The organism is Hymenobacter lapidiphilus, from assembly GCF_013377885.1.
Lineage (GTDB): Bacteria > Bacteroidota > Bacteroidia > Cytophagales > Hymenobacteraceae > Hymenobacter > Hymenobacter lapidiphilus.
The window spans coordinates 102,116-123,426 of the sequence record NZ_JABKAU010000009.1 but is presented as its reverse complement, the minus strand read 5'-3'; the positions used below and the strand labels follow the sequence as shown (position 1 = coordinate 123,426).

At 62.8% G+C, this 21,311-nt stretch carries 15 protein-coding genes; 2 read left to right on the top strand and 13 right to left on the bottom strand.

Translation table 11 applies throughout. From position 1 onward, the window contains the following. Nucleotides 1-92: 92 nt before the first annotated feature. The 3 genes from HW554_RS06915 to HW554_RS06905 all read right to left on the bottom strand — a co-directional run bounded on the left by HW554_RS06915 (nt 93) and on the right by HW554_RS06905 (nt 4,031). A complete protein-coding gene (locus HW554_RS06915; RefSeq protein WP_176907853.1) occupies nt 93-1,835 on the bottom strand; it encodes a DUF1800 domain-containing protein in 1,743 nt (580 codons plus the stop codon). A gap of 271 nt (nt 1,836-2,106) precedes the next feature. Then, entirely contained in the window at nt 2,107-3,303 is a 1,197-nt protein-coding gene (locus HW554_RS06910; protein WP_176907852.1) for a S1 family peptidase, read from the bottom strand. A 146-nt stretch (nt 3,304-3,449) separates the two neighbouring features. Continuing rightward, complete coding sequence (locus tag HW554_RS06905; protein ID WP_176907851.1) at nt 3,450-4,031, bottom strand: RNA polymerase sigma factor; 582 nt, start codon at nt 4,029-4,031, stop codon at nt 3,450-3,452. 135 nt (nt 4,032-4,166) lie between these two features. On the opposite strand from HW554_RS06905, the gene HW554_RS06900 reads away from it, so the two are divergent. Next, the gene (locus HW554_RS06900; RefSeq protein WP_176907850.1) at nt 4,167-4,412 is read left to right on the top strand and encodes a hypothetical protein; all 246 of its coding nucleotides are present in this window, start codon (nt 4,167-4,169) and stop codon (nt 4,410-4,412) included. Nucleotides 4,413-4,586: 174 nt separating this feature from the next. Here the strand turns inward: HW554_RS06900 and HW554_RS06895 are convergent, their stop codons facing one another. From HW554_RS06895 to HW554_RS06875, 5 genes are all read right to left on the bottom strand, one after another. Continuing rightward, nucleotides 4,587-6,392 carry a hypothetical protein gene (locus tag HW554_RS06895; RefSeq protein WP_176907849.1) on the bottom strand — a complete coding sequence of 602 codons (1,806 nt, stop codon included), beginning with the start codon at nt 6,390-6,392 and terminating at the stop codon, nt 4,587-4,589. A gap of 174 nt (nt 6,393-6,566) precedes the next feature. Further along, entirely contained in the window at nt 6,567-8,885 is a 2,319-nt protein-coding gene (locus HW554_RS06890; protein WP_176907848.1) for a hypothetical protein, read from the bottom strand. After that, nucleotides 8,882-10,468 (bottom strand): BatA domain-containing protein, encoded by a 1,587-nt coding sequence (locus HW554_RS06885; RefSeq protein WP_176907847.1) that lies wholly within the window; start codon nt 10,466-10,468, stop codon nt 8,882-8,884. Before HW554_RS06885 ends, HW554_RS06890 begins: the two co-directional genes overlap by 4 nt. Nucleotides 10,469-10,605: 137 nt before the next feature. After that, the gene (locus HW554_RS06880; protein ID WP_176907846.1) at nt 10,606-11,481 is read right to left on the bottom strand and encodes a DUF58 domain-containing protein; all 876 of its coding nucleotides are present in this window, start codon (nt 11,479-11,481) and stop codon (nt 10,606-10,608) included. Nucleotides 11,482-12,130: 649 nt separating this feature from the next. After that, complete coding sequence (locus tag HW554_RS06875) at nt 12,131-13,105, bottom strand: AAA family ATPase (protein ID WP_176907844.1); 975 nt, start codon at nt 13,103-13,105, stop codon at nt 12,131-12,133. 166 nt (nt 13,106-13,271) lie between these two features. On the opposite strand from HW554_RS06875, the gene HW554_RS06870 reads away from it, so the two are divergent. After that, the gene (locus tag HW554_RS06870) at nt 13,272-13,937 is read left to right on the top strand and encodes a hypothetical protein (RefSeq protein WP_176907843.1); all 666 of its coding nucleotides are present in this window, start codon (nt 13,272-13,274) and stop codon (nt 13,935-13,937) included. A gap of 15 nt (nt 13,938-13,952) precedes the next feature. On the opposite strand, the gene HW554_RS06865 is transcribed toward HW554_RS06870, so the two are convergent. The 5 genes from HW554_RS06865 to HW554_RS06845 all read right to left on the bottom strand — a co-directional run bounded on the left by HW554_RS06865 (nt 13,953) and on the right by HW554_RS06845 (nt 21,144). Then, nucleotides 13,953-14,579 carry a DUF4159 domain-containing protein gene (locus HW554_RS06865; protein WP_176900107.1) on the bottom strand — a complete coding sequence of 209 codons (627 nt, stop codon included), beginning with the start codon at nt 14,577-14,579 and terminating at the stop codon, nt 13,953-13,955. Between the two features lie 161 nt (nt 14,580-14,740). Continuing rightward, nucleotides 14,741-16,066, bottom strand: coding sequence for a TldD/PmbA family protein (locus HW554_RS06860; RefSeq protein WP_176907841.1), 1,326 nt, complete (start codon nt 16,064-16,066; stop codon nt 14,741-14,743). Nucleotides 16,067-16,244: 178 nt separating this feature from the next. Further along, nucleotides 16,245-17,894 (bottom strand): TldD/PmbA family protein, encoded by a 1,650-nt coding sequence (locus HW554_RS06855; protein ID WP_176907839.1) that lies wholly within the window; start codon nt 17,892-17,894, stop codon nt 16,245-16,247. Between the two features lie 182 nt (nt 17,895-18,076). Then, complete coding sequence (locus HW554_RS06850) at nt 18,077-19,396, bottom strand: TldD/PmbA family protein (RefSeq protein WP_176907838.1); 1,320 nt, start codon at nt 19,394-19,396, stop codon at nt 18,077-18,079. Nucleotides 19,397-19,494: 98 nt separating this feature from the next. Further along, nucleotides 19,495-21,144, bottom strand: coding sequence for a TldD/PmbA family protein (locus HW554_RS06845; RefSeq protein WP_176907837.1), 1,650 nt, complete (start codon nt 21,142-21,144; stop codon nt 19,495-19,497). Nucleotides 21,145-21,311: the final 167 nt, after the last annotated feature.

The window sequence follows — 21,311 nt, the reverse complement described above, 5'->3', positions numbered from 1 at the left end:
CGCGAAGGACCTGGTGAGAAGGTATTGTTTGATGTTAGCTTCTCACCAGGTCCTGAGCGCTGCTCAGGATGACAGACTTTATCTGTAACTCCCTACGAAATGTGGTATTCGGCCAAACCCATCAGCTGCCGGGTGAGGGCGCGAAGCTTGGTATCGACGGCCGCTTTCTTGGTGGCGTTGGTGGGGGCCGCCAGGTAGTCGTTCCACTCCACGGTCCACTCGAAATCGGGCAGGCCCGGAATGAGCGTGTCGTTGAGGAAAGCCAGCTGGCTGGCCGTCAGCTCCACGGGTACCAGCAGCCGCGCCAGCTCCTTTACCAGTAGGTTAGGGTCGGCGGCGGTGGCGGTGGGCAGGGCCTGCACCCAGCCTACGATGTCGGTGAGCAGCCGGTAGTTGCCACCGGTGTAGTAGCGCGTGTAGCCCCGAACATCAATCAGCTGGTCGGTGTACTGATTGCGCCGGGGCAGCGTCACGGCGTTTATCCACATTTCGTAGAACTCGGGCGTCTGCCAATAGGCGGGCCAGCCAGCCACGTTGGGCGGGTCGCCGAGCTTCTGCTGCATCACGGTGGCACGGTCCACGAGCCAGTCCCACACACCGTACTGGGCCAGCACATTGGTGGCCGGCGGCATACTCACGGGCAGCTGGCGGGCAGCACTCAGCACGGCATCGAGCGGGCTTTTAATCACGCAGCCCACGCTTTGCTCATCAAAAAAGTGCTGGCTGCCCAGCAGTCGGCGCAGCACCGGGGCCACGTTGTAGCCGTTTTGCCGCAACTCGGCCGCCAGGGGCTGAATGATGGCCTGCTCGGTGTCGGCATCAATCACGTAGTACACAAACCAGCGGTAGAGCTTGCGCACCAGAAACAGGGCCGTGCTGGGCTGCTCGAATACCAGATCCACCAGCGCCTTGTACTCTTGGGCTCCCTGGTCGGCAATGGTTTTGTTGCCGAAGGCAGCGCTGAACTGCTTGGTTGTTTTGTCGTGGCGCGAGTCGGTATAGTAGCCGTTGATGTCGGTTTGCGAGTCGCGCCAGCCGGTGAGCACTTTGGCAGCGGCTTGCACGTCGGATTCGGTGTAGGTGGTGTAGTTGCCGGCGCCTATCAGCGGGCCTTTGCCCACGGTAAATAGCTCCAGCAGCTCGCGGCCGTAGTTTTCGTTAGGTGCGCCGACCCGGTTCTGGTTGCCGCCCAGGTAGCGCAGCATCATCGGCTCCACGGTCACATCTTTGGCCAACTGCCTGATGTCGCCTAGGGCCGAGCGGCGTAGCAGGGCCACGTAGCGGTAGGCGTAACGGCTCTCAAACACGTCGTCGAACTCGGCCACGAAGTGGTTGTGCCAAAACAGGGTCATCTTCTCCGTCAGCGTCGGGCTCTGCAGCTGCTGCCCCACCCACCAGGCGCGCAGGCTCCGTAGCCGCCAGAACTCAAAGTCGTTGTTGAAAGGGGCTGTTACCCAGCTTTGGCCCATCGGCACGCTCGTATCGTTGGCAAAGCCATTCACGGGCGGCGCGGGGGTGGCTGGCACGGTCAGTAACCCATCCAGCACCTGGCTCAGCGACTTGCCGGCCGCCGCCAGAATTTCGGGCCGGGTGGGCCCGAAGGTGGCGCGCCGCAGCAGGTGGGCCGCCTGCGTCGCACCCCAAGGGCCGGTGTAGGGCGCCAGTGTGCCGGTAGGGCGGGCCGTATCGGGCAGCGCACGGTTGGCGAATTTGCTGACGGTTTCTTCCTCACCGGAAGCCGCGCCTGGTATGGTCTGGATTGCGGGGAAGTCCGCCGGCTTGGCCACAGCCACGGGGCCGGCCACAGGTTTGCGAAGAAAGGCGCGGCGGTCCATAAGGTGGGCGGATTAGTGAAAAAGAAAGAACGGAGTAAGCGGCTGTGAAGAAGCGAATTAAGTAGCTAACAGACAAGCGGCCGGGCCCCGGGTTTAATGGCAAATACAGAATATAGTATAATTTTCTTGGCGCGCTGCAGATTGCCCTAGGTATAATGCTGTAAAATTTTGAATGCTAATGAGTTGCGCAAGGTCCGAATTCAGCGAAGCGCACAAAAAAGCCCTACCGCTGAAGCAGTAGGGCTAAGACGATTGGCTTGCTGCCAGGTGCTTATTCGTACACCTTTACCACGAACACATAGTCCTGGAGCTTGCGGATTTGCTGGGGGCGGGTGTTGCCGCCGAGCTGGTTGTAGCGCGGCAGGTTGTAGGGTTTGCCCGCACCGGCGGCGCTCAGCGAGTCTACCAGCCGCATCAGATACGACGATTTGGTGGCGAAGGCGGCGCTCTGCACGTCCATCTGCCGGCCGCTTACCACCCCAATCAGGTTGCCACGGTCATCAAGCAGCGGGCCGCCCGAGTTGCCGGGGTTCACCGGAATGCTTACCTGGTAGAAGCCCGTGTCGCCTTCGAAACCCGAGCGGGCGCTCAGCGAGCCGTCGTTGAATACCAGGTCTTCACGCGGATAGCCAAGGGTATATACCTTCTCGCCCAACTCCGACTGGCCCCGCTTGAAAGCGTAAGGCAAGCGGCCGAACCCAGTGAAATCCTTGTCAGTAATCTGCAGAATGGCCAGGTCGTGGGCCACATCGGTAAACACCGGCTCGGCGCGGAAGCGCTGGCGGGCGCTGTTCTCAATCAGCAGCGAATCGGCCCCCTGAATAACGTGGTAGCTGGTTACGAGGTAGCCGTCGGCGGTCAGGGCGAAGCCCGTGCCGCTGAACTTGCCGGGGTTAAGGCGCTCGGTGGGCGCGGCTGCATCTATCTGGGTGATGACGCGGTTCATGCTGCGCTGGTCGCGCTTGATGCGCTCCACTTCGCGGCGCAGCATGGTGTAGCCGTAGCGCGAGGAGGTGCTTTGCTGCGAGGTACGGTACATTTCCAGGCCCAGCAGCGTAGTGAACACGGCCAGCACGGCCACGGCGGCGGCCACCATCATGGTGGCGCGGTGGCCCTGCCAGAAGGCGCGCAGCTTCTGCTCGGTGCGCGAAATACGCAGCATGGGCCGCGGCGCCTGGCCGGAGGCAAACTGCTCGCCCCGCTCGTCCTGCTCGGCCACTTTGGCCAAATCGAGGCGAGGAGCCTGCTCGGTCACCATATCGGCATGGATGGCCGCCAGGCGCTGGCGCAGTGCCCGGCGCCGCCCATAGGCGGTCAGCGTGCCGGTCAGTTCCTCAAATTCGTTCAGGCGCTGAGCCAGCGCGGGGTCGGCGGCCAGGCGGTGCTCCAGGGCCGTGCGTTCCGCATCTGCCAGTCCGCCAGCGCGGTAGGCTTCGAATAAGGCGTAATAGTCGGCTTCGGTTTTCATTATGTACAGCTTAGAGCCTCGTGGTTAGCGCTTATTTGATAGGACCTCGTGTGTCGTTCGTGGTGCTTAGCGGAATTATCAGGAAAACCCTGAAAACTGTCCGGTTGCATCCTACGGCCTAAACACTAAAAACTAGGTTCTAAGCACTAATTAGATTCCTGGTACTGATTGAAAAAGAGCTTTTTCAGGCGTACCAAACACTTGTATTTCTGGTTTTTGGCGTTGTCGGCGTTGGTGTAGCCAAACTCGTCCGTTAATTGCTGCATCGACTTGTCGAGCAGGTAAAAGCCTTCGAGCAGCGAGCGGCAGGGCTCCCCAATCAGGTCGAGCGACTGGGCCATAGTGCCCAACTGCCGTTCCTTTTCCTCGGCCCGTTCCAAGTCGGCCTCGGCACCGGTTTCCAGGAAGGGCTCATGGTCGTCGAGGCGGCCGCCGAAGCGGGTTTTCTCGGCGAGTCGCTTGAGCCACAGGCGGCGGCACACGGCGTAGAGGTAGGTCTTGATCTGGCAGCTGAGCTCCAGGGAGCCGTCGCGGACCTTCTCATAGAATACCATTACGCCCTCCTGGTACACGTCCTTGGCTTCGTCGTCGGTGCCGCTGTTTTGCAGCACGTAGTGCGAAATCATGGGAAAATGCAGCCGGTAGAGCTGGGCCAGCGCCCGGTCGTCGTCGCGGCGGATGGCCGCCACGAACTCCTCATCGGTGTAGGAAGGTTGACCCTTACCCATTCGCTTTTGTTGCTTAATACGTGGAGGAGGGTTGGGTAACCCGCCGAAAATTTATTTTTCGACAGCGGGTTACTATTGGTTGGTTTACGGATGAACCGCGTTTTTCGGATCATATATTTCCAACCAACCCCCAACATGAAAAATTTCCTGAAAGCTTCGGCCCTGGTAGCCGTTTTCGCCGCCGCCCTCACTTCGTGCGAGCAGAAGGCTGTTGAAACCACCACTACCACCGACATGACCACGATGGACGCTACCACGACCACGATGGACACGACGGTAACGACGACTGAAGTTGCTCCGGTTACTACCGAAGCTGCTCCCGTAACCACGGAGGCTACTTCGACCACCACGACCACCACCACGACGGAGGAAGTTAAGTAGTAAGTGCTGACCGGCCTCGCCGGTTTGCCATAGCAGCCCGGGTTTCGCTAGTGCGGGGCCCGGGCTGTTTTTTGGCCGAAACGGGCTGTAAGATAGGGTTCAACTGCAGGACTTAGCTCGGTTGTGTAGCCATAAGCTGACTGTCAGACAGATAGTGAATGGGTGGCTGCTGCGCTACAGCTTCTCCTCCAGCCAGAGCATGCCTGCGCCCACCACCACCAAAACGTAGCCCCACCAGCGGGGCCAGGCTTCGCGCCCAGCCGTACCGCCAGCGCCCAGGCTTTCCACTGTTGCAACGGCTGTGGCCGGGGCGGCCGTAGCCGTTGCGGCAGCCAGCTGCCACTGCGGCTGCCCGGGCCCGCGCCATTGGCCGGGGGCGTACACATAAAACCACTGCCGCGCCGCGCCTGTCCGGGCTTCGTGCCAGCCAGCCACTGTTGGCCAGTAGGTAGCAGTGCTCCACTCGGGTACCTGGGCGTCGGGGCGCAGGGTGGCCGATACGGCTGTGCCGGTGGGTTCGGTAATAGTAAGCGGGCCCGTAGTCGCACCGGTGGCGCGCAGTTCCAGCGGCGCGTTGGGCCGGGGCCAGTGGCTGAGTGGCGCGATGCTAAGCGCGGCGGGCCGGGGCGGGCGAATGGCCCCGAGCAGGCGGCTCCAGTAGGCCTCGTATACTGCTGCTTGCCCGCTTAGCTGCCACGGAAACGTTTCGCTGATTGTACTCACCGCCACCGTGCCAAGCCCCAGCCGCCGTGCCGCCGCAACTGCCTGCCCGCCTGTGCCGAGGCTGACGAGGGGCCGCAGGCCTGCGGTGGGTCGCAACGTGGCCGGTACCAGTGCCGTGGCGCCGGCCGGAGCTTCGGGCCAGCGCAACTGTTGGGCCATAGCGGCAGCGGCGGCCGGGCGCGCCTGCAACCCAAAGGCCGCGCCGCCGGGTAGCTGGCGGGGTAGCGTGGGCGAGTCGGCCAGCAGCAGCAGGCCGGTAGTGCCATTGGCAATGGCCGCGCGCAACGCCGCCGTTTCGGCCCCGCCGAAGCTGGCCAGTGTGGCCGCATCGGCCAGCACTACATCGAAACGGCCGAGTAGGGCCGGGGTAAGGTTGCCCAAGGCAGGCGGGTTGGTCAGGTTGAGAAACTCGGTTTGGGTGAGGCCCCGACTCAATCCGGTGCGCAAAGCCACTGCGTATTGGCGGCCGGCCATGTAGTTCTTTAGAAACCGCAGCTCAAACGACGGCGCGGCGGTCAGCAACAGCACCCGCAACGGCTCGGCGGCAAGCACCTCTACCGGAACCGGCTCGCGCGCCAGGTTCTGGCCCTTGCCACGAACTTCCAGCGCATATACCGCCCGGCCTGCCACCCGTGGCGTAAAGCGCAGCCGGAACTCCCCGCTGCCCCGCGGCAGCCGTACTGAGTCGCGCACGGTGCCGGCCGCGTGCAGCCGCAGCCACACCGGCCCGGCTTCGGCTGCCACAAACGAGCCGCTCACCGTCCAGACTTCGCCCAGCGTAGGCCGCGCCTCCCACGCTGCCTGCCGGAAGCCGGTCAGCGGCGCACCGGCGTGGACTTGCAGCGCTATGCCTGCCAGCGCGGCTGCATCGGCAGCCGGCAAGCCCTGGCCCAGCACGTGCAGGCGGCGCAGGCCCGGCAGCTGTACCCGGATGGCGCTGGCGTTGCGGAAGGTGGGCGTATCGGGAGCGGCAGCGGTTTCGGTGGGGGCGAAGCGCCACAGCGGGGCACCCGGCCCGAGGCGAGCCAGCAGTGCCGTCAGCGTGTCGGAAGAGTAGCCGGGCGTGAGCAGCACGGCCGTGGTGGCTCCCGGGGCGGCGGCTGGCCGGGCGCGGGTGGGTGGCAGGGCGGCCAACGCCAGCCCGGCCGCGGCCAGCAGCCCGGCCGCCACGCGCAGCCCCCGCCGCCGCGTATCGGCCCGGCGCACAGCCAGTACGGTAAGCAACACAGCCAGCAACAGGGGGAGCAGGTAAAGCATTTTTTAGTGCGTAGAGCTTGAAGCGTAGTGTTTAGGTGCCTTTTGAATCGGTGTAGCGCGAACCGCAGGGCAGCGAAGCTTCCACTTCGCGTATCGTCTGACGAAGTCGTTTGGTAGTCAGCAACGGCACGCGAAGCGGGAGCTTAGCTTCGCTGTCCTGCGGTTCGCGCTACATCAGTTCAGTAGATCAAAATAACGGCGGGTGAGCTGGGTGTTGGGGGCGGGGCGGGCAGTGGGTGCGGGCGCGGGTACCGGCAACAGGTCGGTGAAGGCGCGTTCCAGCGGTAGCAGGCTCGCCTTATCAACCTGCTGGCCGGCCCGGAGGGCGGCCGTTACTTCACGCAGGTGGCGCAGGGCGGCCAGGTAGCGGCCGGGCGTCTGGAGGGCGGCCTTCGAAAGCTCGGGGCCTGCCTGCTCCAGTGCTGCCGCGGCTCCAGTGGGCGGCCGGCTTGGGGCGCGCAGCTGCCGCAAAGTAGTTAGGGCGGCGCGTAAGGCAGGTTGCTGGGATGGCGCATCGAGCTGGCGCTGGCGGCGCGGGGCGGCCGCCCCGGCTAGGTCGCCGGTGAGGCGGGTGGTGGCCTCGGGCATGGGTGGGGGCGTGAAACCGGCCTTTTTCACGTAGGCCCGGGTTTGCTGCTGCACCTGCTTCAATAAGCGCAGGGCGCGGTACTCGAAGGGGAGGGCCTCGCGGAGCCGCCCGGTGCGCAGCCGTAGCTCCGACTCCCACATCTGGGCCAGTACCGCCTGCAGCTTGGCCTTCACGGCGGGCTCCAGAAAATCGGCCGTTTCCGAGTCGTCGTGGCGGTGCATGTAGGGCTCCATCAACTCGGCCGTGCGCGCCTCGGCGGCCGACTGCCCGGCCCGCGCCGGCAGGCCGGCGCTGTGGTCGTGGCCGTCGCCCTCGTGGTGCTCCTCCTCCTTCTTGGCAGTGGCGGCGGCAGGTTCGGGGGTGGTGTGGTCTTCGGCCACCACCGAACCCATGCCGGGCGGGTCGGCGGGCTTGGTGGCTTCATCCTGCTCATCGGGACGGGTGGCTCCGCCGATGCTTTCGTCGGTTTCTTCGCCCAGAAACTTGCCGTAGCGCATGCGCAGCAACTTCTGATCGACGCCGATGCTGTTGGCGCGCTCCTGCACCGTAGCGGCGGGCAGCTTGCTTTGCTCCGCCAGCAGCTTTTCGGTGTCAATGATAATCTGGCGCTGGCTGCGGAAATAGGCCGGGGCCGTGTTCACGCCCAGCGAGGCATCGAGGGTGCTGTTCTCTACCGTCGTGTCTTCCCACTGCACCAGGTAAGTGTCGGAGCGGGTTAGCTGCTGGCGGTTGTCCCAGGCCTGCAGGTAGAAGTACACTTCGTCGCCGTAGCTCAGGCCCAGCGCCCGTAGGTTGAGGACCGGGCGTAGCGTGGCGGTGATGGGCTGGCCGCTCAGGCCGGTGCTCAGTTCAGTTACCACTTCCGTAAACTTCACGGCCTCGCCCTGGCCCTGGGCCACGGTAGCTACCAGCCGGGCCCGACTCAGGCCGTAATCGTCCTTTAGCTGGGCCTCAATGGCCACCCGCGGCGGCTGGCCAAACTCCACCAGCGTGTAGGCTTTGGGTTGAATGAGGCGGATAACCGGAGCCTGGTCGGCCACTACTTCAATCGAGTAATCATCGGAAACCTGCCCACCCAGCCGCAGCCGGTACAAGGCTGAAGCTGACAGCGTTTCTTCCCGACTGAAAGCCAGCGAATCGCCCGGCACCGGCTGCAGCGGCAGCTTGCGGGCGCCCAACTCCAGCACCGGCGGCGCTTTCGAGGGCCGGCTCAGACGTACCTGCCAGCGCACGCGGCTGCCAGCCGGGCACCGGAACGAGCCGGATTCGGGCGTAAACCCCGCCTGGCGCGTGTAGGCCGGCGGCTGCACCCGCAGCCGGGTTTCCATAATGCGGGGGGCCGCGGCCGGTTGGGCGGGCGTCTCCTGGAAACGCAACGCCACGGGTGTGCCAACCGCGGCCGTAGCTGCTGCTGGGCCGGGCCGCTGCCACCACACCAGCGCCGCCAGCAGCAACAGCACCGTCGCGCTGCCCAGAGCCGGTCTGAAATTTACAGGGAGCAACGGGCCGGCCGCGGCCAGGTTCGGTAGCCGCTCCTTAATCCGCTGCTGCTGCAGTTGCTCCAGCAGGTTCAGGTCGGTGGTGGTGGGGCGCAGTAGCAGCGCGGCACTGTCTTCCAGCGCCGGGTGCTGGTGGTTGAGGCGGCGGGCAGTGGTGGCAGCCGATTCGTGCCAGATGTGCCAGAGCGCCCAGCCGGCCAGCCCAAGCAGCGCCAACGCTACGCCTGCCACGGCATAGCCCGCGCGGGGCCAGCCCGCAGCTACTATCAGCAGCAGGGCAGCAGCGGCCAAAACGGGCAGCAGCAGGGCCAGCGTGCGGCGGCGGGCCCGGCTACGGCCGGCGGCCAGCACCAGCCCGGCTGGGGCAGCCGCTTCGGTGGCGAAGGAGGCAACGGCGGGGCTCATGCGGGCTGGCGTTGGGTGGATGATGATTCGGAAGAACGTGCGCTAACTGGTGCAGAACGGTTGCGCCGGGCAGCCAGCAGCCGCTCCAGCCCAAACAGCAGCCCCGCGGCCAGCACCAGCCAGGGAGCCAGCTGCCGGCGCGGGGCCGTTGGTTCTATACCATCAACTACCGCTGCCATCGGCCCGCGCAACTGGCTCAGGGCCAGTTGGCGCGAATCGGGTTGAAAGGCAGGCGGAGCAGTGGGTTGCAACAAGAGCAGCAGCAGTGCGGGCAATTCTGGGCTATCGACCAGGGTGCTCCAGGCGGCATCGAAGCGGGTGTGCAGGCGGTAGCGGCCGGGCGGCTGCCAGCTCAGCAGCGGCCGGCCGGCGGCGGTAGTCCATACCGGCACGGTGCCCGGGCCGGAAGTGGTGTCGAGCCGGGAAATAGTGCTGGTGGCGGCGCTGGTCGCGGGCTGGAATTCGGTGGCGAAGGGTTTGGTGGCCGAGCCGGCTTCCTGCCAGACGCGCACCGTTGGGTCGGCGGCCCAGCGGGCGGGCAGCGGGGCGTCGCGCAGCCAGAAAAGCCAGTCGAGCGAGTCGGTGGGCACGGTTTCGGAAGTGGAGACTACCAGCCGAGGCCGGAGCGGCAGGGTAGGGGCCACAGCCCGCAAAGCCGCTATCAGCACCCGGGCCGAGGCGGCGTGGGCAGCATCGTGGCTCAGGTGCCAGCGTGCCGCCCGGCGCAGCAATGGCACCGTGCGGCGGCGGCCGCTTTCGGTCACCAGTAGCTCGTTTGGGCTTACCAATCTGATTTCAGCCCCGCCCCAATTGCCTCCAACGAGCTGGCCAGCCGCCGGCCGCCGCATGCGCACCTGCTGGTAAGCTACGGCCGATTCCGAGCCGTTGGCCATCAGCACCACCAGGCTGTCGGGGTGCGTTTGCCAAGCGGCCACGGCCCAGCGGCTGGAATCGGGCGGGGGCAGGGGCAGCCAGCGCACGGCGGCCGGCAGCGCTGGCCGGGTACCCCGGAACGAAGCCAAGCTCAGCGGCCCAACTACCACCAGCGGCCGTCCGGGCAGCGAATCGGCCGCCATTTGCACGGTGTTCCAGCGGTTGGGGGCAGCCGCCAAAACGGAGTCGGCCGTGAGGCGGGCCGAGGGTTGCGCGGTGGTGTCGCCGAGGCCCAACGCAGTCCAGGGCCGGGCCGCACTCACGGGGCGAAAATCGGAAAGCTGCCGCAGTTCGTAGCCGCGCTGCCGCAGCGAATCGAGAAGGGGGCGCACCGGGATCAGGGCTTCGGTAGTTACGCCGGGAGCCAGCAGCACCTGGCCGCGGGCGGGTGGCACCGGCAGCAGCTGTAGCGGCTCGGCCACGGCCAGCGCCAGCAGCCCCAGCACAGCAGCCCGCAGCAGAAATAGCAGTAGCTGCTCGGGTTTTATGTTGCGCAGGCGCTGGTTGGCAGCCGCTTCCAGCCACCGCACACTGCCCACCTGCACCACCCGGCCTGGCCGACGGTTCCAGAGGTAAATAGCCAGTGGCACGGCCAGCCCCAGCAGGGCCAGCCAACCAGCGGCGGCGTTAGGGAAGAAAATCGGCGGCAAAAGGGGGGGGGGGCGCTACAAGTGGCAAGCCGCAAGCTACAGGCTTTGGACTGCCGCTTCAGGAATTACCAATAAGTGGAAAATGCGAAAATACAGACGGGAAACGGTGGCGGTAGTTGCGGCAAGGTATTACGCCTCTACGCTCCCCGGGCGCGGCGGCGCAGAAATTCGCGGAGGGCGTCGGTGAGGGGTTCAGCGGTGCTCAGCAGCTGGTAGTCGAAGCCGAGAGTGCGGGCGCGGCGGGCAGTGGCCTGCAGCCAGGGTTGCAGCTGCTGCTGCCAAATTTGGCGCTGCTGGCCGGCATCGAGCTGCAGTTGCTGGCCGGTTTCGAGGTCCTCGAACGTCACGGCCCCACGGAACGTGAATTCCAACTCATTGCGGGCCATCAGGTGCAGCACCAGCACCTCGCCCGAGGCCGCCCGCAGCCGCGTCAGCAACTGCTCGACTTCGCCGTTTTCCTCGTACCAATCGGTTAGGCAAATGGTGAGGGCCGGTTGGCGGCGGGCGGTGAGGGGCGCGAGCGTGGCCGTATCGGGGAATTGGCCGGTGGCATCGGCGGTTTCGAGGGCGTGGTAGAGGCGGGGCAACTGGCGGGCATCGGCGCGGGCGGGCAGATGGCGCAGGCCGCCGGGGTGCAACACCGTCAGGGCCACCGCGTCGCCCTGCTGGGTAGCTACGTAGGCCAGCGCGGCGCACAGCAGGCGGCCGTATTCGAGTTTGCTCAGGCCGTTGTCGTCGCGGTGGTTCATGCTGGCCGTGGCATCGAGCACCAGGTGCACCGTCAGGCTGGTATCCACCTCCGATTCGCGCAGGTAGTAACGGTCGGAGCGGGCTGCTAAGCGCCAGTCGAGGCGGCGCAAATCGTCGCCGGGCTGGTAGGGGCGGTACTGGCTGAACTCCATACCCGCGCCCTTGCGTCGGCTCAGGTGGGCGCCGTGCAGCAGCCCCTCGGCCGCTTGGCGGGCGGCCAGCGGCAGGTTGTGCAAGGTGTGCAGGTGTTCGGGCGTAAGCATTTTGCTTGGTTCTTGGTGGGTGGTTTTGCCGCAAACGAGCAGTCATGCTGGGCGTAGCAGAAGAATCTCTGCCGCTTCATTGTATCCACTTATCTCTGAACCATACGCTGCTTAGAATCATCATAGTACCAATGAACCAAAACCATGCAAACACTTTCTTTATTTTGTCATGATGCTGTATAAGTACGCTGACAGGAAATCTATGTATATTCTCTTGGTTATTTTCTTCATGAAACTTTTTCATGCGATTTATCGAAAATATTAAAAATTGATTCACCACGGAAACCATAATTATCATTTGGATGGAAGTTCCGATAGCATTAAGAAAAATTCTACCTGAGTTAGCAAATGGACTTATGTGGTCTTTTATTAGCGCTGAGAACCCAATTAATAATATGAGTAATAGTGCTAAGCCGAGTACAAGTCTAGTTCTGGAAATCCTTTTAGGAAGCACAAATAACATATAGTAATTTATCAGTAGAAAGGAGAGGTAGAATGCTGCGTTCATCGAGTATTAAGAAGTGTTTTGTGAATTATTGTACAAGCTTAATAGTCGATAACTAGTATGTTAGAACGAGCACAGCAGAAGAGGGATATATACTTCGGCTGCGCTCAGCACGACAAGCCTTTGTATCTTTTAAAGTCACCCTCACGAAACCGCCCCCAGCAGCGCCACTACGGCGTCTTCCGTCGTTAGGCCTTCGGCTTCGGCGTTGAAGTTGAGCAGGATGCGGTGGCGCAACACCGCCGGGGCCAGGGCCTTTATATCCTCCGAAGTAGCAGCGAAACGACCCTGGAGCAGGGCGCGGGCTTTAGCGCACAGTATCAGGGCCTGGCCGGCACGGGGGCCGGCGCCCCAGCGGCCGTAATCCTGAATAAACTTGACCTGCGAGGTGGCCGGGCGGGTGGCCCGCACCAGCCGGTTCACCAGTTGTACCAGCTCCTCGCTGATGCTCACCTGGCGGGTCAGGAGTTGCAGCTGGCGCACATCGTCGCCGCTGAGGATGGGTTGTACCTCGGGGCGGGCGGTGCCGGTGGTGCCCGTCAGTACGGCCAGCTCTTCCTGCTCGGTGGGGTAGCCGATGCGCACGTAGAGCAGGAACCGGTCGAGCTGGGCCTCGGGCAGCGGGTAGGTGCCGCTCTGCTCAATCGGGTTTTGGGTGGCCAGCAGAAAGAACGGCTTCGGCAGCGCGTGCTCCTGGCCGGCGTAGGTAACGTGGCCTTCCTGCATGGCTTCCAGCAGCGCGGCCTGGGTTTTGGGCGGCGTCCGGTTGATTTCGTCGGCCAGTACCAGACTGGCGAAAATGGGGCCGGGGTTGAACTTGAACGAGCGGTGGCCGGTGCCGTGGTCTTCCTCCAGAATCTCGGTGCCCAGAATATCGGTGGGCATGAGGTCGGGCGTGAACTGGATGCGGCGGAAGGGCAGGTCGGTGGCCTGGGCCAGTGTGCGCACGAGCAGGGTTTTGGCCAGCCCTGGTACGCCTTCGAGCAGTGCGTGGCCGCCGGCCAGCAGGGCCACCAGCACTTCTTCCAGCACCTGCTGCTGGCCCACAATCACCTTCCCGATTTCTTGTTTGAGCAGCGGAATTTTCGCCAGCAGGCGCGTTACGTCTTGTTCGGTCATTTTGGGGGGTTGGAAGGCTTAGGAACTGGGGCTGAGGTAAAGTCTGGTAAAAGCGCCGCAAGGATGCGTGGCAGGTGGGTTCGAGAGCTATATTTCTGTTACCAAAAAGTCTGATTCGGTCCAAACCTGGTTTGTGCTCCGGCAAAGTAGGCGCTTGTTTCGAGCTATGAAAACAACGATACGTTTTGCTGCCCTGTTTTTGCTGCTGCTGAGTAGTAGTGCGGCCCTTGCGCAGGTGCACTCCACGCCGGCCGATTCGCTACGGCCTTCAGTTCGGGCATACCGCAATGTTGTGCGGCTCGATGTCCTCGTAGTGCTGGTGCGTAATCTGTCCTATCTACTCGATGGAGGCACGGCGCTACCTCTGTTGGTGGGCTACGAACGGCAACTGGGGCCACATGTGAGCGGCAACGTGGAGGCGCTGCTCGATGCGGGCAACGCCAAAGAACGAATAACGGGGCTGGCGCTGCAAATGCGCTATTACGTCGCCACGCCTCGCCATCCAACCGGACTTACGGGCCTCTACGTGGCTCCGATGGTTGGCGCGCGGCTGGTGAAGCGGGACTATCTGGCTTCCTTCGTATGGTACACGCCTTCCGGGTACATCCAACGTCGGGTGCTGGGCGGTGCGGGTGGCGCAATAGGGTGGCAGACGACATTTGGACCCCAAAGCCGTCTGTTGTTCGATACTTCACTGGGGATAATGGGTTGGAAACAGCTGAACAATTCGGCTGTCCCGATCGGCTGCATCAACTGCTCCGATGATTCGACGCATTATGAGCAAGGCATTATTATGCCGGATGCCCGGTTCAGCCTGGGCTACCGCTTTTAGCCGGCGGCGCCGGCGTCAGGCCGTGAGGGCGTACAGGATGATGTTGACGCCGAATTTGGTGTTGTCTTCGGCCAGGAAGCGCTTGTTGCGGAAGTCGTAGTCCCACTCGCAGCCGTAGTCTTTGTTGGAGTAGAGCACGCGTAGGCGGCCGTCTATTTCAATGCCTTTGAGGTAGTCGTGCACCAGGTCGTCGCCCCAGCCGTTGAGCTCGAAACCGGTGTTGGGCGGGCCGTCGGGGAAGGGAAAAAACTGCGAGTAAATCGGGTGCGACTTCGGCAGCTTTTTCAGCGCCCCGGCCCCGAAACACACCCGCATCTGCTCCTCAAACGAGCGCGCAAACAGCCCGTCGATGTCGTGGTTGCAGTCATCGACGAACACGAAGCCACCGCCGCGCACATACTGCTCGAAAATCTTCTTCTCGGCGGCCGAAAACTGCACCAGCCGGTGGCCCGAGAGGTAGCAGAACGGGTAGCGAAACAACTCCTCCGAATCCAGGGCCACCACTTTTTCCTTGGGCGCGACGGGCACCTTGGTATACTGCACCAGCGAATGGAGCAGGTTGGCCGGCATCCGTTCATCCACTGCGTCCCAGTCGCCGGATTGGTACTTGAGGCGCACGAAAGTGAAAGCAGCAGCGGGCATAAGAACAGGTAGGAGCGCCATGATGCGGCGGTTGGTAAAGGAAGCGACGAGGCCCCCCGGGGTTGCACTGCCGGCGGCCTTTTCGCGGCCGGCTGCAGCAAAAGGCCCATCCGGCCAACTGCCGGATGGGCCCTCGCATGCGCAGGCAACGCGGCATCGGCTTACACCGCGTCCGAGAGGCTGGTAAACGTAAAGTCGCGAATTTTGAGCGGGGGCACCAGGTTGCCGCCGATGCGCACCGGGCGGCCGATGGCCTCCACGTTGTTGAGCATGATTACCGGCGACTCGTTGAATCGGAAGTTCTTGATGGGGAACTTGATCTGGCCGTTTTCGATGTAGAACGTACCGTCGCGCGTGAGGCCGGTGTAGAGCAGCGTTTGCGGGTCTACGTCGCGAATGTACCACAGGCGGGTTACCAGGATGCCTTTGGCCGTGCCCTTAATCAGGTCCTGCACGCTCTGGGTGCCGCCTTCCATAATCCAGTTGCCGGGGAAAGCCGTGGCGGGCTTGCCGCTTTTCTGGCCCCAGTAGCGCGAGTAATAGAGGTTGGAAACCTTCCCCTTATCAATCCAGGTCATGCGCTTTACCGGTAGCCCTTCGCCATCGAACACCCCGCTGGGTACCTCGGCATTCAGCGGGTCGGAGTAGATGGTGATGCGCTCATCGAAGAGCTTTTCGCCCACCTTGTTGCCGCCGCCCTTTTTGCTGAGGAACGAGCGGCCTTCGTCGGCCTCGCGGGCCCCGAGGCTGTACATGAGGTTGTTGAGCAGCCCCTCATCCGAAGCCAGCGCGGCGGGCTCCAGAATAACAGTGTACTTGCCGGGTTCCAGGGCCCGGGCGTTGCGCGAACCGGCGGCTTTGTCGGCGGCCAGCTGGGTGAGGTTTTTGGCGTTGAACTTGGCCGCGTCGGTGTAGTCGGCGGTGGCGTAGCCCGAGCCGGTGCCGTCGGGCGTGCGCACCGTGATGCTGAAATCGACGTTGGTGCTTTGCTGGTAGGCTTCGAGGCCCTTGTTGTTGCGCAGCGCCTGGAAGTAAGCACCGTCTTCGAGGTAGCCGGCAGCCGTCAGGTTTTTGGCCGTGCACAGGGCAATACTGTCGCCGGCCGCCTGGGCCCGGAAGTCGGGGCTGATGGCGGCGGTGCTGGCGGCGTAGGCCTTGGGCGTGAGGTACTGCTGAGGCCCGAGCAGGGGCATGTACTCGGCATCTTCGGGGGCGAGGCGCGCAATTTCTTCGGCTCGCTGCACGCAACGCTTCAGCGTGGCGTCGTCGAACTCGTTGCAGGTGGCCACGCCCGAGCGTTTGCCGAAGCGCGCTTCCACGGCCAGGCTCACGTTGTCGGTGGCGCCGGCGGTGCTCACCGAGTTGCGGGCGTAGCGTACGTTGCCGGTGGTGCGCCCGCTCAGGTTAGCCTGGCACTCATCGGCTTTACTGAAGCCCAGCACCTTTTTCAGGATGGCCTGGGCTTCGTCTTTGGAAAGGATAGCCATGATTATGGATTAAGCTGTTATATGACAGATGTTTGGGAAGGTGTCAATCGTAAGCGTACCGTCATGCTGAGCGCAGTCGAAGCATCTCTACCGCTTCGTTGTTTTCAGCAAGAATTAGTCAGAGGTAGATATGCTTCGACTGCGCTCAGCATGACGGTCTTTCGATTTTCTAAACAGCTTAAATTTTCCGGGCGACGTTGATGACGTTCACGTTGTTGAAGCGCGTGGTGGCCGAGCCGTGGCTCACGGCCGAGCTCTGGCTGGGCTGGCCTTTGCCGTCATTGAAGAAGCCCGCGAGCCGGTAGTCCGACTGGTCGCAGGAGCCGGCGCAGGAGTTCCAGAACTCGAGCGTGTTGGTCTGGTAGGCCACGTCTTCGAGCATCTCCGTGATTTTGCCCTTCTCGATGGCGTAGAACACCTGCCCGCCAAACTGCGAGTTGTAGCGCTGCTGGTCGATGGAGAACGAGCCGTTGCCGGCAATGTAAATACCCTTGTCCACCTTGCTCACCATCTCATCCACACTCATTTTGCTGGTGTTCGGCTTGAGGCTCACGTTGGGCATGCGCTGGAACTGCACATCCTGCCACGACTGCGAGTAGCAGCAGCCATCCGACTCCTTCTGCCCCATAATGTGGGCTTGGTCGCGGATTTTCTGGTAGTCTACCAGCTTGCCGTCGTTGATGAGCATCCACTCCTTCGTTTTCACGCCCTCATCATCCCAGCCCACGGCGCCCAGCGAGCCGGGCTGTAGCTTGTCGGCCACAATGTTCACCTGCTTCGAGCCGTAGGGCTGGCCCTTGGCTTTCCAGTCGAGGGTGGCGAACGAGGTGCCGGCGTAGTTGGCCTCGTAGCCCAGCACGCGGTCCAGCTCCAGCGGGTGGCCCACCGATTCGTGGATGGTCAGGCCCAGATGGTGCGGGTCGAGCACGAGGTCATACTTGCCGGCCGTTACTGATTTGGCGGTGAGCTTCTCCTTGGCCTGTTTGGCGGCCAGGGCGGCATCGGCCAGCATGTCGTAGCTGTTTTTGTAGCCGATGAGGCCGGTGCCAGCGGGGCCGGCAATCTTGTCTTCGGCCATGGGCTGCAGGTACTCGTATCCCAGGCCCATGGGGGCACTGAGGGCCGAACGCGAGCGGAATTTGCCCGAGGCACGGTCCACTACCGTCACGCCAAACGTGGGGAAGATGCGGTGGATGTCCTGGTCGATGTAGGAGCCATCGGTGGAGGCAAAATACTTCTGCTCGTTCACCTGAAACAGCACCGAGTTCACGAACGAGGCGCCGTTGCTTAGGGCCGCCGCGTTGGTGGCCAGCAGCAAATCTACCTTGTCTTTGATGGGTACTTCGAAGGCGTTCTGCTTGATGGGCGCCTTCCACGAAACCTCCCCAAATCCTTTCTGCGGAGCCAGCTGCACCTGCTCCTTCTGCACCTTGCTGTTGGCTTTGGCAATCTGCACAGCCAGCAGCGTGGCCTTGGCGATGCCGGCCTCGGTTACGGTGTTGGTAGCCGAGAAGCCCCAGGTGCCGTTGGCAATTACGCGCACGCCCACCCCGAAACTCTCGGAGCTGACGATGTTCTGCACCTGCTTTTCGCGGGTGAACACGCCCTGGTTGAGGTAGCGCCCAATGCGCACGTCGGCATAGGAAGCACCGGCCGATTTGGCGGTGTTTAGAGCCACATCGGCCAGGCGCTTTTTGGCGGCCACATCGAGGCCCGGCTCCAGCAGGCGCATGGGGTCTACTAGGTCGCCGGCAAAGCCCGGAATAGCGGGCAGCCACAGGGCGCTGGCGGCCAGGCCCGTCAGGCCCACAAAATCACGTCGTTTCATAAAATCACAGATGTTGCAGATGGTACAGATGGCACAGATGGCACAGATTCGTTCTGAATCATGGGTGTTGCAGATGAATTACAGATGGTGCGGATGAAAGGGATTTGTTCTGCTGAATGACGCGGAATGCGTGACTAGTAGGACGAATCCTTTTCATCCGCACCATCTGTAACATCTGTGATTTAGACGGCGTCGGAAAGGCTGGTGAAGGTGAAGTCGCGGATTTTAAGCGGGGGTACCAGGTTGCCGCCCACGCGCACGGGCTTGCCGAAGGCTTCGAGGTTGTTGAGCATGATAATCGGGCTCTCGTTGAAGCGGAAGTTCTTCACCGGAAACTTGATCTGACCGTTCTCGATGTAGAACGTACCGTCCCGGGTCAGGCCGGTGTACAGCAGCGTCTGCGGGTCGACAGCGCGGATGTACCACAAGCGCGTCACCAGAATGCCCTTGGCCGTGCCCTTAATCAGGTCCTGCACGCTCTGGGTGCCGCCTTCCATAATCCAGCCACCCGGGCGCGCAATATCAGGGATGCCGGCTTTCTGGGCCCAGTAGCGCGAGGAGTAGAGGTTCTTTACCACCCCTTTCTCAATCCAGGCGGTCCGCTGCTGCGGCCGGCCGTCGCCCGAGAAAACCAGGTCGGGTAGTTCGGCGTTGGCCGGATCGGAATAGATGGTCACGCGCTCATCAAAGAGCTTTTCGCCCTTGCGGTTGCCTCCCCCCTTTTTGCCCAGAAACGAGCGGCCCTCGTCGGCGTTACGGGCATCGAAGGAGCCCATCATGTTGTTGAGCAAATCCACGGCTGCCGCGGGCTCCAGAATCACGGTGTATTTGCCGGGCTCCAGGGCCTTGGCGTTGCGCGAGCCGGCCGCTTTATCGGCGGCAATGCGGGTCAGGGTTTTGGCGTCGAACTTGGCCACGTCGTTGTAGTCGGCCATGGCGTAGCCCGAGCCGGTGCCGTCGGGCGTGCGCACGGTTACGCTGAACTCGAGGCCCGACTGCTGCTGATAAGCCTCCAGGCCCTTGCTGTTGCGCTTGGCAACAAAGCCGGCCGAATCGTTGAGGAAAGCCGCCGAGCTGAGCTTACGCTCGGCGCTGACGGCCATGCTGTTGCCCACCTGCTCGGCTCGGTAATCGGGCGTAATGTCGGCCGTTGCCTTGGCGAAGCTGTTGGTGACGGGCAGGTACTTCTGGGCCCCGAGCAGGGGCATATACTCGGGACTTTCGGGGGCGAGGCGGGCAATTTCTTCGGCCCGCGTTACGCAGGTGCGCAACGTGGCGTCGTCGAATTGGTTGCAGGTGGCCACGCCCGAACGTTTGCCGAACCGGGCTTCCACCGCCAGACTCACGTTGTCGATGCCGCCGCTGGTGCTGATGGCGTTGCGTGCCGAGCGCACGTTGCCGCCCGACTGCCCGCTGAGTGTGGCTTCGCACTCGTCGGCTTTGCTGAAGCCGAGCACTTTGGTAAGAATTGCCTGCGCTTCGGTCTGAGAAATGATGGCCATGTTGTCTGTTTAAGCTGTTAGCTGATGGCTATTAGCTACTAGCTTTCTGGTCGGGCTCCTGAACAGAAGCCAACAGCCAGCAGCTAATAGCTAACAGCTTAAATTTTCCGGGCGGTGTTGATGACGTTCACGTTGTTGAAGCGTGTGGTGGCCGAGCCGTGGCTCACGGCCGACACCTGGCTGGGCTGGCCTTTGCCGTCGAAGAAGGAGCCGAACATGCGGTAATCCGACTCGTCGCAGATGGCCGAGCAGGAGTTCCAGAACTCAAGCGTGTTGGTCTGGTAAGCCACGTCTTCGAGCATGCCCGATATCTTGCCTTTGTCGATGGCGTAGAATACCTGCCCGCCGAACTGCGAGTTGTAGCGCTGCTGGTCGATGGAGAACGAGCCGCGGCCGGCAATGTAGATACCCTTGTCCACCTTGCTGATCATCTCGTCCACGCTCAGCTTGCTGGTGCCGGGCTTGAGGCTGATGTTGGGCATGCGCTGGAACTGCACCGTGCTCCACGAGTCGGCGTAGCAGCAGCCGTCCGACTGTTTCTGGTTGACGATATGGGCCTGGTCGCGGATTTTCTGGTAGTCCACCAGCTTGCCCTGGTCGATGATATTCCACTCTTTGGTCGGCACGCCTTCGTCGTCGTAGCCCACGGCGCCCAGCGAGCCGGGCTGCAGCTTGTCGGCCACAATGTTCACGAGTTTCGAGCCGTAGGGCTGGTTTTTGGCGCGCCACTCCAGCGTGGCGAACGAAGTGCCGGCGTAGTTGGCCTCGTAGCCCAGCACCCGGTCGAGCTCGGTAGGGTGACCCACGCTTTCATGGATGGTCAGGCCCAGGTGGTTGGGGTCGAGCACGAGGTCATACTTGCCGGCCGTTACCGATTTGGCGGTGAGCTTCTCCTTGGCCTGTTTGGCGGCCAGGGCGGCATCAGCCAGTATATCGAAGCTGTTTTTGTAGCCGATGAGGCCGGTGCCAGCGGGGCCGGCAATCTTGTCGGCGGCCTTGGGCTGCAGGTACTCGTAGCCCAGGCCCATGGGCGAGCTGAGCGCATCGCGCGAGCGGAACTTGCCGCTGGCGCGGTCGATGGCCGTCACCGAGAAGTTGGGCCAGATGCGGTGGATGTCCTGGTCGATGTAGGAGCCGTCGGTGGAGGCAAAATACTTCTGCTCGTTCACCTGAAACAGCACCGAGTTCACGAACGAAGCGCCGTTGTCCATGGCAGCGGCGTTGGCCGCCAGCAGCAGATCCACTTTGTCCTTCACCGGTACCTCGAAGGCGTTAACCAGAATCGGGGTCTTCCAGCTCACCACGCCCTGGCCCTTCTGGGCGGCCAGTTGCACGGGCTCTTTCTGCACTTTGCTGTTGGCCTTGGCAATCTGCACGGCCAGTTGGGTGGCTTGGGCAATGCCCGCTTCGGTTACCGTGTTGGTGGCCGCAAAGCCCCAGGTGCCGTTGGCAATTACCCGTACCCCGGCTCCAAAACTCTCGCCGCTGGCAATGTTCTGCACCTGCTTTTCGCGGGTAAATATGCTCTGGTTGAGGTAGCGCCCGATGCGCACGTCGGCGTAAGTAGCGCCGGCCGATTTGGCCGTGTTCAGGGCCACATCGGCCAGGCGTTTCTTCACGGCCACATCGAGGCCCGGCTCCAGCAGGCGGGCGGGGTCTACGAGCGAGCCACCAAAGCCCGGCACGGCTGGCAGCCACAGGGCTCCGGCAGCCAGGCCAGTCAGGCCCACAAAATCACGTCGTTTCAAATCAGTACGGGTTTGGGTGAGTGGAGATTGCAGCTAGCAGTTTAGGGGGAAAAAACCGGCGTTGCAAATCGAATGACTCCGGGAAGAACCACAGGTTGCACTTTTTATCCGGTTCCGATTAAACCTGCCCCAGGAAAAATGCTCCAAGCGGCTACACCGCTTATATT